The sequence below is a fragment of the Pradoshia sp. Z5_111 genome (assembly GCF_058267535.1).
This window is the reverse complement of record NZ_JBZCPQ010000005.1, coordinates 342,467-359,647: the sequence shown is the minus strand read 5'-3', so window position 1 is coordinate 359,647 and position 17,181 is coordinate 342,467. Positions and strand designations below refer to the sequence as shown.

The window sequence follows — 17,181 nt, the reverse complement described above, 5'->3', positions numbered from 1 at the left end:
TTCTTCTGAATTAAAATTAGCCATAAAAAACACCCCGTAAAAGTTAGATTGATGTCTAACTTTTACGGGGCAGTTCACTTGATCAATGCCTCTGTTTGTTTAAGTACCATTACTTTCATTCAGAAAAAACGCCAATATGACAGCTTGTAATTTATATTTTTTGAAACTTTTTTTGGATCGGATACCATACAATATGAAATAAAATATGTACAATGATTGCGGAAAAAATGCCTGCCTCCAAAAAAGCCCATCCAGTAAAGACACCGACCCATATATTTCCGAGAATCGTATAGATATACATGGATGGCTTTGGTTCCGATGATACCATCTTAATTGAAGGTAAATGAACCAGGGAAAAAGTATACTTGAAATACCAATTGCGATAACCAGAGCAGTCCTATTTAACGGTTCGACAATAAATTGTAAGAGCCATAAAAGTAAACTCATTATTCCCCAACGGAAAATAATTTCTTCAACGAATCCTCATATATGCCAGGCACACAAATAGCAACTGATAATATAAACAACTCTAAAAAGGTCATTCTTCTCCTCCTTATGAAAGATGCCTATCCAGTTACTATCCATAAAAGTGTCTTAATCCTTCTTCCGCTAACCTGCCCATTTACTTCAATAAGAAGTTCCGTTAGTTGAAGAGTACCCTTAAATAGATGTTCAATTGAAAAATTGATGAATGCCAAATTTCAAAGCAAAAATAGAGATATCTACAGTGTTTTTTTAAAAATTCATTAAGTATAGATGCCAGTCTTTCTGGAGCCTCTATATTTATTTCGTAACCCGCATCCATAACTGTCGCAATTTCTGGCTTTGGGATTTGTTCTGCTAGTTTCTTTGCTGCTCTTTTATTTGCTTTATCCTTTTCTCCACATAAAACTAAGGTATTGCATTGAACCTTTTTAAGTTTTCTAATTGCTTATTCAACAATCGCGCTTAGATTGTGGCGAATCTTAACTCAACATGTAAGTTCAATCATAGGATTGCTAATTATTTCATCTATCTAATAAGTTCCTTTTTGTAATAATAATCCATAATATGGATAAATAATAAATGATAATTGTTGCTATTATAATATAAGATAATGTTGATACTGAAGTGGGCGCCCATACAATAACAAACTCCCAAGTCATTCCCAATAATAATTCAGGAGCTATCTTCATAAGGACGAAAATCGCTGTTACAAATAAAGAATGGAAAATTAACAGAAATAGTCTCTTCCCTTTTAATGATGACCAGGATCGTTGTTTTCTTTTAAATTTCCATAAGTTTCTTAGTAATAAAATACTAAAAACTATTCCTAGAAAGCCTATAATTAAACATAGAATGGTTACGACTCTATCTAACTTTTGATATCCGTCAGTATGATTCAAGTTAGGGTTATTCCCTTCCCATAAATCCATCACACCTTGACCTATTTCTGTTGTAAATGTTGTATCCATATTCGATAAAACTGCTACCCCTATTTGTTCATCAGGATGCATGATAAAATAAGATGAAAATGTTGGATTTGCCCCCTCGTGCCATATGTATTGTTTATCATTCTTTTTCTCAACGCTCCATCCACTTGCATAATGGGTGTCTTGAGCCATAGGCTTTACTGACTGATCAGGGATGTGCGATTGTTCGATCGTTTGTTTGCTAAACTTATCGTTTTGGATGGCTCCTAACTGTAGATTTAGCCACTTTGCAATATCGTTTGTATTGCTGACAATATAACCAGCAGGTATATTCCCACGATAAATAGGTGGTGTATATTCTTGCTCTCTCATGAATCCAATCTTATAACCAGTTGCCAAAACATCGGACTGTACTTGATGTAAGCCAACATAGGAATTATTCATCCCAATTTGTTTTAATATTTGTTCTTTTATATATAAATCATATGGTTGTTTTGTAACATTCTCAATAATAAGTCCTAATACATCATAATTAATCGTTGCATATTCGAATGAACTGCCTGGCTGACGATTTAATGGTTCTTCAAGCAAGGTTTTTACAGTTAATTCAAGTGCCTTCTCTTGATTACTTTCAGGAATATGAATAATAGAGTTTGAAGCAATCCCGCTCGTATGATGAAGCAATTGATTTATTGTAATGACCTGAGGTTTTCCTTTGTATTCCAACTCTAGCCATGGGATATATTTACGTACCTCATCAGTTTTTTTTAATAACCCTTCTTTTTCTAATTGTAAAATGGCTAGACCTGTAAATGCTTTCGATGTTGATCCCAATTCAAATACGGTATTAGGCGTAACGGGTATTTTCTTCTTTACATCAGCGTACCCAAAACCTTTTTGATAGACTGTTTTACCCTTCTCCACAATAACTAATGATATTCCTGGAATTTGACTTATTCCCCTTTGTTCCTCAACAAATTGTTCAATCTTATCAATTTTATCATTTGAATCTGCATAAGTTATTGGAAGCAATGCATTTAGTCCTAGAATTATAGCGAGAACTAGAATTATTCTTCTCATTTTTTTCGCTACTCCTTTTAATATAATTTTCCATAATATATACAATGGCATAATTTTATCCATAACCTTGAGTAAATTTATATCTTTTTACTATTTATTAAATAACATAATGGAACAAAGCCCTTTCTTTTACCATTCAATTAAGCTGGCCACTTTATTAAAACCTTACAATACATTGCTAAATTAATAAGATAAATAACCATTTTGTCAGGTATGATATTTAGAACCTACCCCGATTGTTAAATACCTACCGATAAGTAAAATCTTTTAATAAACTTTGAATAGAAAGAAGATACAGATTTATAATTATTGATTTTTTGAGCTACCTCTTTTTCAAGTTTAAAAATTTCCATAAATTCATACCCCGTAATGTTGCATTTCTATGATTTAACTATTCGACAATCTTATTGAGCTAACCTGCCCTGTTTCTACAATAAGAAATTCAACATAAAAAGACATTAATCCTTCTTGGATCAATGCCTCTGTTTGTTTAAGTACAATATTCTACAAACTAAATATTTTTGAATGTTTAATATGAATGTTGACTAGAAATAGCAGCTTAGTTATTATACCCTATTTTTTCTTTTATCCATTAGTAGTAAAAGTGACAGCACCACTATACTAAATATCACTATAAACAGAAATGACAAGTATAGAGTCATGAATCCATTAAATGTCTCATCGAACATTAAAAGAGCGACGTCTTTGTCATACATACCACCCATGGATATATATCTAGTCACTTCAAGATAAACAACATGGAAGATGATACTCATCCATATTGTTCCTGTATATCTTCTATATAACTGTAGGGCAATTCCAAATGTGAAGAGCAATATAATATAATCTATAGTTATTATAAATGGCTCACTAAAGAATATTGACTCCAATGCCATCACCGTAACCGGAACACAAATGAAGATTAACGGCTGTAAAACTAACGAGATGATGAAGCGAAATTTCTTATGCAATTCTTCAAAGATTAGTCCACGGATAAAGATTTCTTCTGGAAATGCTTCATACATAAATGCTGTCACTGTATTGACTAAAACAGAAATTATAACACTTGTTGTCAGGTTCACGCTGACATTTTCAATTCCACCAAATAAATAAGCTGTTATAATTCCTGTTATGACTAATATAAAGGGCAATGCGATTCCAACGATCAATCTAGATGTTGAATTTACACCCTTAAAGCCAATATTTTTAATCAAGTCCGGTTTTTGTCTTTTAAATATATAAAGTACTATAAGCGTTAACCCCGTAAAGATTACTCCTTGTAAAAGCATGCTTATTTGTCGATCCATATCTTGAGTTTCCTTCAAATATTGCCCGACATTACCCGAAACAAAGAGAAATAATGAAACGAGTACAAAGTACAAAAGCAACCGACTAATACTAAATTTCATAGAATTCAATTGAATGCCCCTTTTTAATAATGATGTATTGTTATAAGCTATGTATTAACCAAGCTCTATATTTACAGTTTCTTAATGTTAGTGACTCAAAATCAAACTTTCTATGAATATCTAATTTTAGAAAGGATTCACTCAACCTTGTTCCATTGAATGACCGGATTGTTGAACAAAAGTTGAACTACACTCTAGAACTAATCCGCCCCTTTAGCCGCATTAGAAAAAACCGTCATTTTGACAGCCTAATCTTTCGTTATTACCCGAATTTGTATAAGTACGTTTAATTGGATAACTACCAAAAGGTAATTCCACCATCATAACCAATCTTTCACATATGTAATAAGTCCTAAAACGGCACCTAAACTAGAGGCAACAAACACAATAGCTATATTGTTAGATTTACTTTGACTAAACTTCCTATTACTCATTCTGATACCACCTCCCAGCAATTTACATTACTATACCATTTATATAATTATTTGTTTATCTATCTCCTTTTTTAACTAACCTACCCATTTTTCAAAAGATAATTATTCCAAATTTAACACCCTTTAATTTTCCAATAAATGTTATCATTTAAATGTAATTTTTTAAAAAGGAGGGAAACTTTTGACAACTACTACAAATGACAAAGCCATTATAAAAGAGATAACAATTGATGCACCTTTAAAATTAGTATGGTATGCGTGGACAATTTCTGAGAGGGTTTCTGAATGGTTCGCACCTGAAACCATCGTAGAAGCTAAGGAAGGTGGTGCATACGAACTTTATTTTATACCTGGAAATAGTACAGGTATGAATACGAAAGGTTGTATAATCACTAAACTCATTAATGAAAAAGAGTTGCAATTTACCTGGAAAGGTCCAGATCAATTCGAGAAATTAATGAACCAAAAGAATGAATTAACGAATGTTAATGTAAGGTTCAAATCACTTAACGATGATTCTACAAAGATAATTGTTGAACATACTGGATTTAAAGATAACGAAGACTGGAGCGAAGCCATTAACTGGCATCAAGCTGCCTGGTCAGGAGTTCTTGGCAGTCTAAAATCCGCCCTCGAAAAGGGCGAAGGGAATTTATGTTGCCAACCCCCAAAATAAATATTTACAAAAACCATCTATATTAAAGTATTAGATGGTTTTTTTACCGCCCTGTTTATTAGAAAGTATGAAAAACACTATTAGAATTCATAGCAAGCTCCTAAATTAGATCATCCATTTTACGGAAAATAATAAAAGCTTATTCAACTACTACCCCTTTTCTCCAATAAAGATTTAAATAAAATAAAAGCCTTCTGACCAATAGCTAATATCTATATCTCCGATTGAAGAAAAAAATCACATAAAGGCTTGCATATTTTTTGTGCAGACATACGAATTAGTAATTCTCTTACAGAAATCTTGTTAACCGTGTATGTTTCAATAATAAATTTAAACATATTATAGTCCAGATAATTCTCTTCCAGCTTTAAATTAACCTTTGGAAACTGTCTATTCATGGAATCATAGATGACTACTGCTATAGCAGGTTGTGATTTTATCACAGAGATATTTGGTATAAAAGTTAAAAGGAAATCGATTTCATCTTCACTTAATTCCTTTTGCTCTAACCATTCTGTTACTGTTAAATCATTCATATTGTTTACCCCTATATTGTAATTAGTTAGGTATATCCTTAAGATAACAATGTCCTTTTTGGATTTCCTTCTTCCGCTAACCTGACCCTTACCTTTCTTAAGGAGTTCAACAAAAAGCTGTATATGGAGGAATATGTTGATTCCTTGCATGTTTCATTTAAAACGAATAGAGCCATAATGCTTTCGACTCTCAAAAAGGAATGCAATAATACTTTCATAATAAGGTATAAATTTTTTTAGTTCGATCAGCTCTAAGATTTCCTCTTTTGAAGCCCATCTCACTGCTTGCACCTCATCAGTCTGTAACGTCAATTCATTCAAATCTAAGTCATATTCAATTAAATAATAATCATCAAATCCACGTTCAAAGTTAATTGTAAATTGTGGACGTATCTTTTCAAAGTCATAACGAATACCCAACTCCTCGAATAACTCTCTTGAAGCAGCCTGCTGACTTGTATCTCCTGCCACAGCACTACCGCCACAAGTAATATCCCAAAGATTCGACCACCCTTGCTTATAGGACTGACGTTGTTGAATGAGCATTTCTCCATTTGAATTAAATATACAAACGTGTATGACCAAATGGAACTCATCTGGTGTCATATCTTCTCCACGAGTTATTTGTTTGCCTATTTTATTACGGTGTTTATCATATAAATCCCATTTTTCCATCGCTAAGCTCCTTAATGTATTTTTGCAACGAGATTCTTAATTTTTTCAATAATATCCTAATTGTTGAACCAAAATGAACTACACTCTTCAACTAACCTGCCTATGCACTTCCATAAGAAATTCAACGCAATAAGGTATTAATCCTTCTAGGATCAACACCTCATAAGTTTTAATAATTATGAAATAGAAATGTTGTATATATAATCAAATAATCCACAAAGAAAAAAAGCTGTCTAAATGACAGCCCTGATTTTAAGATTTTCATCCGTTAATTTTAGTACATTACAGTCATTTAATGCTTTATCATCAATAAATTCCAATCTTAAGCTTCACTTTTCCATTGTCATTTTCATACACATCTAACACAAACATTTTATAATCGCCGTAATTCTCATCAAAGAAATCTCTTGCGCTTTTTGGCATATAACAAATTTCTTCATAGTCTATTTCTAACGTGTCTTTGTCCTTTTCAAAATCATAGCCCGTATTCACTTCATTACCTACGTTATAAATCTCTGTAGTAGCAAATTCATCCTTATGAGTGACAGTGAAAGTTTTAAGGGGTTTACTGTCCTTATAATAGTCCCATTCTGTTCGATCAGCTTCATTACAATACTTGCATTTTCTGTAGCCCATTTTTTCTGCTTCATCTGTTGTTATTGCTTTCCATCCTTTAAAATTTTCTTGATATTCAGCAGGCCAGTTTTTAAAACAATTAACGTGTGTATGATACGTTTTCCCGCCGTCAGATAACAAGCAAAGATGGGTGTCATTAAGTGTTAAGTTAAGGTTATATTCCTTAGTTGTTCCATCTGAAAATGTAACGGTAACGGTTTCTTTTTCCAGCTTTTCAATCGGGCTTGATTGTTCAACTGATTCAATAGGTTCAACGGGCGCTTGCTCTTGTTTTAAAATTTCAGCGTGCTGTGCAGTCTCATTTTTTGGTGGCATAACGGTCTGTATAGGTTCTTGTTTTATTGGTTCAGCCTCACGCGTCGTTTGTTGATCTCGATTTACTGGGCTTTCTTTTTGACGCTTAAAATATAGATACGCCGCCAAGCCCAAAATCAAAAGTAAAATACCAAGCATTTATCACATCTCCTCAAATATAATTACCATTTCGGTACATACTCGCACTGAAAATTTGTCCATGTTGAAAAAAGCAATTCTATTATTTAGATTCTCCTTTGATATCCTATCTTATGAGTTCTTTTATTAAGCCCTGTTTGTTTGATACTTCGTTGATCTTTACCAATCCAATTATATGCCCATTATAAAAAGGCATTGACCTTCTTGGATCAATGCCCTGTTTGTTTAAATACATTTATTCTCAACATCTAACAATTTAATCATTGTTTACAAGAATACATCCTTTTTTTTGCCTATAGAAGACATAGCAAAGATAAATGGTGTAAAAAATAAAAGAGTAATTGCAAGTATTCCGTATGCAGCACCTTCAAAACCTCTTACTTGAAAGCTAATGATAAAAATAACAACAGAAGTTATTAGGGATAATAAAGGTGGGATTTTTACATAAGAGCTTTGATATTTCTTAAGAAAATAAGTTATAGCAATAAGGATAAGGCCACTAATTACACCTAAACTAACCGGGACAAAGACTAACATAATAAACCTCCTATAAATTTCCATTTAAAGATAATTAATATTAACACAATAATCTGAATACTTAAAGTTGTTTTTTCCATACTCTTTGACCTATTTAGTGAAAAAGGGAAAATTTAAATAAACACATTAGAATACGAAACGTAATAACATAAAGATTGAATTATTAATACTCACCTCCTTTTAGCATATGTTTACAGCAAAGAGACTGGTATAATAAGGAAGGTGAAATATTGAAAAATCTGAATTTCGGGGTGTGTAAATAAATAAACAGAGAAGAGGTGGAATGGTTGGACGATAAAATTTATGATTTATCCAAACGAATAAGATATATGGAAGAAGAGTTAGTGGAGTTAAAAAAAGAGTTAAGGATCATACATAATGAAGTTAATCTTAATGTGGAAAACAAAAGTGAAAAGGTTGAGATAAAAAGAAATTACAAAAATCCTGAAATAAAACCAGAAAAAGAATTAATTAGCTTTGAAGCGATGATTTCAACTTGGTTACCCAGAATATTTATATTCGTGTTTATTTTAGGTGTTATTTGGGCTTTTATGGCAGCATCTGAAAACGGATGGATTAATCCCGTGGTTCGCGTAATAGTTGGTTTCTTATTAGCTGGATTCTTATATATGATTGGAGAAAGGCAATATAAAAAGGCGAAGAATACGTTAGGCATCGTATTGTTAGGCGGAAGTATAATTGTTTATCTTATATCTGTCTTCTCCGGTAATGTTTTGTACCACATTATCCCATTCTATGCGACTGTATGTTTATTAGCGCTCGGAATCTATATAGGAGTTTATCTATCAAGAAAATACAAATCTCAATCCTTGCTTACCATTATAGGAGTAGGTGCTTATTTTTACCCTTTCCTATTTGCAGGAGACAAAGGGAATGAATATGTATTTTATGCATACGAAACTGCTGTATTTATAGGATTAATACTAGAATCTCTTAGAGGGCAATATAAAATCACTTGGAATGTAGCAAACTATGCATTTATGTTCACTGTATTATTTTTTGGAATAGTAGGCAGTGGGGAAATTTCAATCTTAACGTTCCTAACGATCGCTATTCAGCATTTCTTTATTATTTATTTAACATTTAGAACAACCAACATATTTGATAAAAATATGTATATTCCAGCTATCACGATCGGTTCATTATTCATGCTCTTAATCGGAGTTGATGTGTTTGATCAAACACCAAGCTACCAATACACGTTCTATTCCATAATGGCCATCATATATTCTTTGCTTAGTTACGTAAAAAATAAAAATCACACTGAACTGAAAAACATTTTCTTTGTTACTTCGATGTTCTACTTATTTATACTGCTAAACGATATAATGATTGATCCATCATCAAAATTAATCTTATTTACGCTGCAAGCCATATTGGTTTATTATTTTGCTCAAATAAGGAAGAGTATTTTAGGGACAATAGCTAGCGTAATACTGCTATTTTCCGTATTAGTACAATTATTCGACAAGCCAGGAAATATGCTATCACTAGAAACTGTTGTTGCATGGATGATCATAATCAGCTTCTTCTTTGTTCTCTATATAAAAGAAGCAATCACAAAAATCTTCGACAGAAATATAATGAAATCCACCTTACCCTATATAATAGAAGTATTGCTGATCGTCTTTATAAGCAAAATGACATACTATTTCACAGACGGTTCTTCTCTAATGATGATGAATACCAGCTTATCATTATCCTGGATCATTATCGTTGGAGTAACATACGGATTATTTAGTTACTTCAAGGAAAAGGTTTGGAAAAACATCGGCTTACTATTCTTGTTTATTACGCTATTAAAAGTTACTTTCTACGATCTATCTGGTATAGATGTAGTTTGGAAGGCGATATTATTTATCATACTTGGCGTAATTGGGCTGCTTATTTCTAAGGTGTTTTATACAAAAAAATGAGTGGGATTTCCCTTTGCTTTCGTTTTAAAAAAAGGTTCAGTCAAAATTTCTGACTGAACCTTTTATGCTCATAATCGAGCCTATTGAATGATGACATTCATCATTGGGTTTAAATACTGATTAGGACTTTTCAGCTGATAGCTATTTGTACTGCTGGAATAATCAATAATAAGCTTTTCATCCAAAAAGATTTCATGATATTTATTTAACCATACAGGATAGGCGTTGGTTTCCCATTCTACTTCCTGAGAAGTAGTTTCTTTAACAAAATATAAATTGGTTACACCGCTTACTACACAGCCACAGCCTTCTGTTTCATACTTCAAGCAAAAAACGCCTTCTTGGTCTGTCAGCTTGTCTTTTACCTTTTCTAACGCTGCGTCTGTCCATGTAATTTCCATTGTTGTCCACCATGCTTTCTCTCTATTTATCTCATAGGTTCCCGTTTTCACTCAACCGGCAAACCTCTTAATAAGCTAAATTCATAATAAAAAAAAGCAGCATTCAATGAATACTGCCTCTATGTTTTAAAAATGAACGTTCAGTTTAATGAACTGCTCTCGTATGTTTTTGTATTAAACTTTGTAAAGCCGCCACTGCTTCATCGCCAGTATACGTACCTTTATAGCTGAAACCGTTTTCTTCGCAATATTTCTGCCCTAATGCTACAGCATCTTCTTTAGTCATTTCTTTTTTTAATTCTCCTATAACCATTCCATAAGGTGCTTGATAAATCGTGCTGTATTTTTCTTTTTCCATTTTCTTTTACCCCTTTTGTTTTGATATCCCATGGCAAAGTTATCAGAACCGAAATCGATGTTAAAATTTATTATCTGTATATTTCTCACTTCTAGGTCTATATACATAGTAAACTTTTTGTGGTAATTTGTCTAATATTTGCGTTTTCATTTACTCATTATTGGGTAATAGGGTTTATTTAGGAAGAAAGAGAAGAGCCATAACCAACATATGCACAACCTTATAGCGAATTGCTTGGCCATCAATCCTTCAATTGTACATCCACAATTTCCTGATAAAATACAAAACAAGCATCTCCATCCTCATCAACGAGATGAAGTTTTTGAGCCTGTTCATTGCAATAATGTATGCTTCCTTCCACCGTCCCGTACCGGCGACTGGCTGTACGGTAATAGCGGATCGCCACCGGCTTATTATATTCCAAGGCCTCCATAATTATCGTGTTCATCGCTTCCACTTGCTGTTCATCAAGCTCATTCCTTGTTTCATAGCTGTCCTCATGTGCCCATTCTCTAAGCATTGTTACATGCTCCGGCAGCATCATTGATGTCCATTTCATTTTTCCGCGATCTCGAATCATTCCCTGCAGCCTCCATTTCACTTGTCTGTTATGCTCTATGTCCTCCGACCAAAGTACTGCGATGCTTGGCCGTTCCTGCCTCTGTATACGATACGGCACGTAAAATCGCATTGGATCCAAATTTTTTACGCATTCGATCCATCACAAAGCCAAGCTCACGTTTGCGCCAGCTATCCTGGTCAAATAGACTGATTTGCATCTCTCGATCGGGGATAACATTTGAAAGTGTAATAGAAATTTTCCTAACTGTTTTGCCTGTATAAAACCGTTCAAACAAGGTTAAGCACATTTCATAAATATCCATCGTAATATTGGTCGGTGTTTCTCTTGTCATAGAGCGATGAAATCCACCTCCAAATTCATCCTGGCTATAATAAATCCCCAAGCTGACGGTTCTGCCCGCCATCCCGCTTGCACGTGTTCTTCTTGCTACTTCCTCACTTATTTCCAGAATGACATGCTTGATTTCCTCAGGCTTTTTATAATCACGCAGTAAAACCTGACCTTTTCCAAAGCTGATTTGCCCTTCCATAATCGGAGCACCGATATCCGATAAATCAACACCCCAGGCATGGTGGTACAATTGATTGCCCATAATGCCAAACTTCTTTTCAAGCGTCTCCAAATCATAACGCGCCAATTGACCGATTGAAAAAATCCCCATTCCATTCAGCTTCTTTTCCATCGGCTTTCCAATTCCCCACATTTCGCTCAAGGGGAATAAGGGCCATAATTTTTCTGGTACATCCTCATAGGTCCATTGGGAGATTCCTTTTTTCTTGGCCTCCAAATCAAGACACAGCTTAGCAAGCAGCATATTCGGACCGATCCCAATCGCGCATGGAAGCTGGAATTCCCGATCGATTTCATCCTGGATTTTTTCAGCAATTTCTACGATATCTCCCCATAGACGAGTCGTCCCATCCACCTTTAAGAAGCTTTCATCTACACTGTACGTATGAATCGCACTTTTAGGTACATATCGATTGAATAAACGGCTGATTTCAGTAGAGATACGTAAATACGTTGCCATACTAGGATTAACCTTTATAATGCGCGGATCATCCGGAATCTCAAACAATCTCGAGCCTGTCTTAATGCCAAACTCTTTCTTCATTTTGGGAGATGAAGCCAGCACCACACTGCCGCTCCGTTCCGTATCACTCACCACAGCCAAATAACATTCAAGCGGATCCAGTCCCATCATCACTGCTGAACAGCTGGCAAAAAAACTTTTCATATCCACGCACATAACATAATGATGCGGTAAAGTACTGTAATCAATCATGTTAAAACCTTCTTTTAAATAGAATGTATGTTCGTCTTTATTATATTCTTTATGATAAGCGAATATACGTTCGTGTTCAATGGAAAATTATTTACAATTTATGTATAAGAGCATGAAAGCGTGCAAATACTTTAAGACAACAGACATAGTTCACCAGAAAAATTTACGAAAACGTTTTAAAAACAGTCCCCAAATGCATTCATCTACTATTATTTTCACTTTTCTCCTTTTCAATTCGCTCATAAATAAGTAAATTCGAGCAATTATTTTGAGTTTAGCTCAATTATTACGAAAATCGCTCAATTCCACTCCATTTCCGCTCAATTATATGGAATTCCGCTCAATTAATATCAGTTCCCGCTCAATTCCGGTGAAAATCGGCTGGATTACTAGACTAATCCGGCTTATACAGCCGTTTAGTCACTCAATTTTGACTCGTAAGTCTCGAAAACTCTTAATTTTAGCCTTTTTACAAAAATAATAGAAAAATTGAGTAATAATCTATTTGAAGGGTCATATAGAAGGATGATGAATGAACTATGTTGGTTATTTCATCACGCAATGCTTTCAATCATATAGAAAAAATATGTTAGAGCCATAATCAGCAAATCCTAAAGCATAATGAATTCAAAATCTTCGAAAAAGGTATATAATAGCAGTGTAAGAGTGATTTTCATTGAAGTAATCTGATATATTTTCCAGAAAAATAAAAATAAAAGGAGAATGATCACATGATTGTTGTTCAAAACAAAATTAAAACCAAACCAGGTTTCGCAGAAAAAATGGCAGGCCGTTTCACTTCCGGTAACGAATTAGATAAATTCAAAGGATTTGTTAAAGTAGAGGTTTTACTTACAGAGGGCCTGACAGAATATGATGAGATGAGCGTCAATATGTACTGGGAAGATGAGGAAAGCTTCCTTGCCTGGAAAAACAGCGACTCCTTCAAAAAAGCGCACAAACGTCCGGAAGGCAAACCGGATGAAGCTAAACAGGACTCTCCTATGTTAGGAAGCCAACAAACTACATTTAGAGTAGCATCCGTAAAAGAAGCAGCTCCAATAAACTAATTTATACGAAAAGATCTTTCCATAAACACTTGGAAAGACCTTTTTTGTGAATGAACTGTTTACCTTTTTAGTAAAGTGTTTCTTTAAATTTCTCCGGCTTTTTTACATAGCCTTCAATGATAAATCCACATTCCGTGCAAATCATGTATTCGATCTCTGAACCTATACTCACTTTATTTTTGGGGTACATGACTCCATATCCGGTATGTTTCCCGATCCCCAGCTCTTTCTCACCACATTGATGACATTCTTTTACTTTAGAATGCTTCACGTTAGTCCCTCCACTCGAAAATCTCATATCATTTTCTCCATAAGGAAAACGCCACAAACTGCAGTACATTACTTTTCGCCGTTTGAGAAAATCTAGGCTAGGATTTTACTTTCACAAGACGATGCTCTTCAAAAAAAGCCAAAACCCTGCGATACACAGCGATTTCATTCTCCTTTTTAGAAAATCCATGTCCTTCATCCTCCATGACCATATAGGAGATATCCCTCCCCTTTTCCTTAAGAGTCTCCACAATTTGGTCTGATTCCGCCTTTACAACTCTTGGATCATTGGCCCCTTGGATAACAAGCATCGGCTTTGTCATCTGCTCAATATAGGTAAAAGGTGAGTATTCTATCAATTTCTCGCGATCTTTTTCGGGGTGGCCTACCCAAGTATCCATGATTGGTTTCCAATCTTCCGGCACTGAATTAATAAAGGAAAATAAATTGGATGGCCCACAAATATCTACCACTGCCTTAAAGTAATCAGCATGGCGTCCATGTAAAAGCAATGACATGTATCCACCGTAACTGCCTCCGATCAGGAAGATATCACCTTTCTTCGTATATCCACGGTCAATTAGCCAATCCAGACCAGCAATAATATCCAATCGAGCTCCTGCACCCCAGGCACGCTCTACCATTTTGGTGAATGTTAATCCATATCCAGTGGAACCACGGAAGTTAGGAGTAAAAATACTATATCCATTATCTAGAGCATATTGAAAGAATGGACCAAACCCTTTCCGAACTGCAGACTGTGGTCCCCCATGAACCCAAAGAATCGTTTCTCCTTTATCATTTTCTGGTTTTGCTTTATAAAATAATGCTTCTATTTGGAGACCGTCAAAAGATGGATACGTAATAATCTCGGGCTCTACTATTTCCTCCTTCTGAATACCAGATAGGGTATTGTCCGTAATTGTGACCCATTCATCCTCACCAACCTGCTTAAAAATATTTGCAAGTGTGTTTGAACTTTTTCCGAGCAAATAAAGGGAACCAGAATTAGAAACAACCTTTTTCGTTAGGAGGTCACATGGTGGGTTCAATTTCACCCATGCTTGATTCTCAATATGATAGGCATATAAATAATCCCGCACTCCTTTTTCAGCAGTAATATAGACTATTTTGTTTGTCTGATCGTATGTAAGATTGGTGAAGCTCTCCTGTGGCAATTCTTTAAGCTTAGTAAACTCCTTGGTTTCCAAATTAAAGCTTGCTAAATAAGAAAAATCCGCATCATAATCCGTGATTAAATAGACCTCCTGATCCGAAACGAAAACAGCTTCACTAACGGTATGCTCCTCATTTGTTGGCGGAGTCAGCAGGATATGTTCATCCGCTTTTTTCACATAATATAGAGAATTAGTATTAGAAAATTGTTTGGTATAGAGAATAACGGATTCATCCTCACTCACTTCCGCTAGAATGGTACTGCCTCCGTTCCCTTCCAATACTTTCGTCTCTTCCCCCGTGTTCATTTGTAAGCAATAGCTACTGAGGAAGGACGCATTTTCCTTGGTAGATGTATAGTACAATCGCTCGCCGTCCTTCGAAAGGAATGGATGAAAATTACGTGTATTCTCCTGGAAAACTAGCTCCTTCAAGGCACCGCCATATGTCGGCATGGCATAAAATTGAGTATTCTCATCACCGTCATGATCAAAGCCAGCTATAACGAATCTTCCTTTTGGGTCATACAGTAAATACTCAGATGGCTGATCATTGAAGGTCAGCCGAGATGGAAAGGCATTAGGCATATTCATCGCCCAAAGATTATACTTTCCACTAATATTAGTACTGATGATAATCTGTTTTTCATCCGGGCTGACAGCAAAATCAATTATTGAAACGGTTCGCAGCAATTGTTCTACATCTGGCTTTGGAAATGTAAACATAAACATACTCCTCATATTCATTTTTTGTGATACACAATCAATCTAACCAACTTTATGTAAAACATATGAAAGATAACGACTTACAGCGAATAGTTGTCCTTAAATCTTGGACTTAATTCACTCCAGACATCAAATATATGACCATCTAAATCATAAAAAACAAAATTCCTTCCTGGGTGCCCTCGATCTTCAATGTCCCCTACCCTTACATTCTTCTCCGTTAATTCCATATGAAGCTCTGTTAACTTTTCCAATCCATCTACTTCAAAGGTAATCGAAAAACGTTCACTTCCATGCTTGTCTATAAAATTAGAACTTTCGCCATCTGGTGCATGAACAAGGAAAAAACTTTGATTTGCAAGATTAATAATCGCTTTATCCTCATCTTTATAGCTTAATTCTGCTCCAAGCTTATCTACATACCATGCTGAAGACTCTTTAACATCCTTTACAGGAATATAAAATGTACCAACTCTTATTAACTTATTTTTCATGCCATCCTCCCTGTAATCAATCTGGTCATTACCAATCCTTCGCCATAATGATAAATCGATATGATTCTCCTCTTATGTCATTCATGAATTCTCCCACTTGTTGAAATCCTTCTCTTTCATACACTTTAATGGCCCGGTGATTAAAGTCGACTACGGCCAACTCTAAATGGTCATAGTGAAAAAGGGATCTCCCTCCCTTGCTCCACAATGGCATGGAAGAAAGCAGGGCCATGTCCTTTTCCAGTCATAGATGGCTTCATCTGAATTCCAACTGCCAGTATCTCCGCTTCGTCCTCATCACTTACATCAAAAAACTCGCAGTTACCTACAAGCTCACCACATTCATTTACTACCGATAATTCCCGTTCTTTTTGAACACTTTGCCTAAAGCCATCTATCTTTTCTTGCTGAATCGAATTATCGTAAAACGAATACATATCATCGTACGTCCATGATAAAAAGTCCTCTATATCCTCTTCGGTACGTTTTCTTAATAAATACTCCATCCTTTTTGCCTCTTATCTGATTGTATTAGGTTGCTATATTTCTTCGTTCATATTTTCAAAGAAGCCTAAACGATTTCCCCATGGGTCTGTAAATGTGGCCCATTTAACCGGTACTTCTTCACGGGAGTAGATTTCAAAAAAATCAATATGCAGCTCTTCTATCATTCTTTGTCTTTCCTTTTCTATAGATGTAACCTCAAGCCGAAGCGGACCACTTCCTTCTGCCGGTGTCCCTTTAGCGACTTGCAGCCAGCCCCCGGGAATTATCTCCCACTCCGCAAAATCATCATGCGGCACAAAATCTGGTGCCCTGTTCAAAAATACTTCATACCATCTCCTGCCTTGTTCAAAATCAGCCACACGGACCTGATAGGTCATTTCAGCTACCAAGAATATTTCACCTCCCTTAATAGTTCATAATATTGCGAAAATTTTATATAGAATTTCTGAGGAAATATACACATAGGTGATAAATGATTAATTTACTCTTAACTTAATAGATTCGTGCGGAAAGTACCTACATCAAAA

The 17,181-nt window shown here is 35.0% G+C and carries 18 protein-coding genes; 3 read left to right on the top strand and 15 right to left on the bottom strand.

The window, feature by feature from the left end; translation table 11 throughout:
- Positions 1-1,007: 1,007 nt before the first annotated feature.
- Both AC4D4A_RS13120 and AC4D4A_RS13115 read right to left on the bottom strand, forming a co-directional pair.
- A complete protein-coding gene (locus AC4D4A_RS13120; RefSeq protein ID WP_490996316.1) occupies positions 1,008-2,492 on the bottom strand; it encodes a serine hydrolase domain-containing protein in 1,485 nt (494 codons plus the stop codon).
- Between the two features lie 566 nt (positions 2,493-3,058).
- Positions 3,059-3,901, bottom strand: a complete 843-nt coding sequence (locus AC4D4A_RS13115) for a CPBP family glutamic-type intramembrane protease (RefSeq protein ID WP_490996333.1) — start codon at positions 3,899-3,901, stop codon at positions 3,059-3,061.
- A gap of 615 nt (positions 3,902-4,516) precedes the next feature.
- On the opposite strand from AC4D4A_RS13115, the gene AC4D4A_RS13110 reads away from it, so the two are divergent.
- A complete protein-coding gene (locus AC4D4A_RS13110) occupies positions 4,517-5,011 on the top strand; it encodes an SRPBCC family protein (protein WP_490996315.1) in 495 nt (164 codons plus the stop codon).
- 212 nt (positions 5,012-5,223) lie between these two features.
- Here AC4D4A_RS13110 and AC4D4A_RS13105 read toward each other — a convergent pair whose 3' ends face one another.
- The 4 genes from AC4D4A_RS13105 to AC4D4A_RS13090 form a co-directional block, all read right to left on the bottom strand.
- Complete coding sequence (locus tag AC4D4A_RS13105; RefSeq protein WP_490996314.1) at positions 5,224-5,547, bottom strand: hypothetical protein; 324 nt, start codon at positions 5,545-5,547, stop codon at positions 5,224-5,226.
- A gap of 153 nt (positions 5,548-5,700) precedes the next feature.
- Positions 5,701-6,222 carry an NUDIX hydrolase gene (locus tag AC4D4A_RS13100; RefSeq protein ID WP_490996313.1) on the bottom strand — a complete coding sequence of 174 codons (522 nt, stop codon included), beginning with the start codon at positions 6,220-6,222 and terminating at the stop codon, positions 5,701-5,703.
- 306 nt (positions 6,223-6,528) lie between these two features.
- Positions 6,529-7,311, bottom strand: a complete 783-nt coding sequence (locus tag AC4D4A_RS13095) for a hypothetical protein (protein ID WP_490996312.1) — start codon at positions 7,309-7,311, stop codon at positions 6,529-6,531.
- Positions 7,312-7,578: 267 nt separating this feature from the next.
- The gene (locus tag AC4D4A_RS13090; RefSeq protein WP_490996311.1) at positions 7,579-7,848 is read right to left on the bottom strand and encodes a YesK family protein; all 270 of its coding nucleotides are present in this window, start codon (positions 7,846-7,848) and stop codon (positions 7,579-7,581) included.
- 287 nt (positions 7,849-8,135) lie between these two features.
- Between AC4D4A_RS13090 and AC4D4A_RS13085 the strand changes: the two genes are divergently transcribed.
- Positions 8,136-9,785, top strand: a complete 1,650-nt coding sequence (locus AC4D4A_RS13085; RefSeq protein ID WP_490996310.1) for a DUF2339 domain-containing protein — start codon at positions 8,136-8,138, stop codon at positions 9,783-9,785.
- 80 nt (positions 9,786-9,865) lie between these two features.
- On the opposite strand, the gene AC4D4A_RS13080 is transcribed toward AC4D4A_RS13085, so the two are convergent.
- The 4 genes from AC4D4A_RS13080 to AC4D4A_RS13065 all read right to left on the bottom strand — a co-directional run bounded on the left by AC4D4A_RS13080 (position 9,866) and on the right by AC4D4A_RS13065 (position 12,412).
- On the bottom strand, positions 9,866-10,186 hold the full coding sequence (locus AC4D4A_RS13080; RefSeq protein ID WP_490996309.1) for an iron-sulfur cluster biosynthesis family protein: 321 nt from the start codon (positions 10,184-10,186) through the stop codon (positions 9,866-9,868).
- Between the two features lie 145 nt (positions 10,187-10,331).
- Positions 10,332-10,544 (bottom strand): hypothetical protein, encoded by a 213-nt coding sequence (locus tag AC4D4A_RS13075; protein WP_490996308.1) that lies wholly within the window; start codon positions 10,542-10,544, stop codon positions 10,332-10,334.
- A gap of 241 nt (positions 10,545-10,785) precedes the next feature.
- Positions 10,786-11,124, bottom strand: a complete 339-nt coding sequence (locus AC4D4A_RS13070; protein WP_490996307.1) for a YolD-like family protein — start codon at positions 11,122-11,124, stop codon at positions 10,786-10,788.
- Positions 11,125-11,152: 28 nt separating this feature from the next.
- Positions 11,153-12,412, bottom strand: a complete 1,260-nt coding sequence (locus AC4D4A_RS13065) for a Y-family DNA polymerase (RefSeq protein ID WP_490996306.1) — start codon at positions 12,410-12,412, stop codon at positions 11,153-11,155.
- A gap of 731 nt (positions 12,413-13,143) precedes the next feature.
- Between AC4D4A_RS13065 and AC4D4A_RS13060 the strand changes: the two genes are divergently transcribed.
- Positions 13,144-13,482, top strand: coding sequence for a heme oxygenase (locus AC4D4A_RS13060; protein WP_490996305.1), 339 nt, complete (start codon positions 13,144-13,146; stop codon positions 13,480-13,482).
- A 67-nt stretch (positions 13,483-13,549) separates the two neighbouring features.
- Here the strand turns inward: AC4D4A_RS13060 and AC4D4A_RS13055 are convergent, their stop codons facing one another.
- The 5 genes from AC4D4A_RS13055 to AC4D4A_RS13035 form a co-directional block, all read right to left on the bottom strand.
- Positions 13,550-13,753 (bottom strand): transcription initiation factor TFIIIB, encoded by a 204-nt coding sequence (locus AC4D4A_RS13055; RefSeq protein ID WP_490996304.1) that lies wholly within the window; start codon positions 13,751-13,753, stop codon positions 13,550-13,552.
- 97 nt (positions 13,754-13,850) lie between these two features.
- Complete coding sequence (locus AC4D4A_RS13050) at positions 13,851-15,653, bottom strand: S9 family peptidase (RefSeq protein ID WP_490996303.1); 1,803 nt, start codon at positions 15,651-15,653, stop codon at positions 13,851-13,853.
- Between the two features lie 80 nt (positions 15,654-15,733).
- Positions 15,734-16,147, bottom strand: a complete 414-nt coding sequence (locus AC4D4A_RS13045; RefSeq protein WP_490996302.1) for a VOC family protein — start codon at positions 16,145-16,147, stop codon at positions 15,734-15,736.
- Positions 16,148-16,317: 170 nt separating this feature from the next.
- Complete coding sequence (locus tag AC4D4A_RS13040) at positions 16,318-16,653, bottom strand: GNAT family N-acetyltransferase (protein WP_490996301.1); 336 nt, start codon at positions 16,651-16,653, stop codon at positions 16,318-16,320.
- 33 nt (positions 16,654-16,686) lie between these two features.
- Positions 16,687-17,043, bottom strand: a complete 357-nt coding sequence (locus AC4D4A_RS13035; protein ID WP_490996300.1) for a VOC family protein — start codon at positions 17,041-17,043, stop codon at positions 16,687-16,689.
- Between the last annotated feature and the right edge of the window lie 138 nt (positions 17,044-17,181).

Bases quoted from the DNA above. Each gene is read 5' to 3' on its own strand.
- AC4D4A_RS13075 (WP_490996308.1), bottom strand. From the start codon at position 10,544: ATGGAAAAAGAAAAATACAGCACGATTTATCAAGCACCTTATGGAATG.
- AC4D4A_RS13095 (WP_490996312.1), bottom strand. From the start codon at position 7,311: ATGCTTGGTATTTTACTTTTGATTTTGGGCTTGGCGGCGTATCTATAT.
- AC4D4A_RS13065 (WP_490996306.1), bottom strand. From the start codon at position 12,412: ATGATTGATTACAGTACTTTACCGCATCATTATGTTATGTGCGTGGAT.
- AC4D4A_RS13080 (WP_490996309.1), bottom strand. From the start codon at position 10,186: ATGGAAATTACATGGACAGACGCAGCGTTAGAAAAGGTAAAAGACAAG.
- AC4D4A_RS13060 (WP_490996305.1), top strand. From the start codon at position 13,144: ATGATTGTTGTTCAAAACAAAATTAAAACCAAACCAGGTTTCGCAGAA.
- AC4D4A_RS13100 (WP_490996313.1), bottom strand. From the start codon at position 6,222: ATGGAAAAATGGGATTTATATGATAAACACCGTAATAAAATAGGCAAA.
- AC4D4A_RS13115 (WP_490996333.1), bottom strand. From the start codon at position 3,901: ATGAAATTTAGTATTAGTCGGTTGCTTTTGTACTTTGTACTCGTTTCA.
- AC4D4A_RS13040 (WP_490996301.1), bottom strand. From the start codon at position 16,653: ATGGAGTATTTATTAAGAAAACGTACCGAAGAGGATATAGAGGACTTT.
- AC4D4A_RS13050 (WP_490996303.1), bottom strand. From the start codon at position 15,653: ATGTTTACATTTCCAAAGCCAGATGTAGAACAATTGCTGCGAACCGTT.
- AC4D4A_RS13070 (WP_490996307.1), bottom strand. From the start codon at position 11,124: ATGATTCGAGATCGCGGAAAAATGAAATGGACATCAATGATGCTGCCG.
- AC4D4A_RS13105 (WP_490996314.1), bottom strand. From the start codon at position 5,547: ATGAATGATTTAACAGTAACAGAATGGTTAGAGCAAAAGGAATTAAGT.
- AC4D4A_RS13090 (WP_490996311.1), bottom strand. From the start codon at position 7,848: ATGTTAGTCTTTGTCCCGGTTAGTTTAGGTGTAATTAGTGGCCTTATC.
- AC4D4A_RS13120 (WP_490996316.1), bottom strand. From the start codon at position 2,492: ATGAGAAGAATAATTCTAGTTCTCGCTATAATTCTAGGACTAAATGCA.
- AC4D4A_RS13045 (WP_490996302.1), bottom strand. From the start codon at position 16,147: ATGAAAAATAAGTTAATAAGAGTTGGTACATTTTATATTCCTGTAAAG.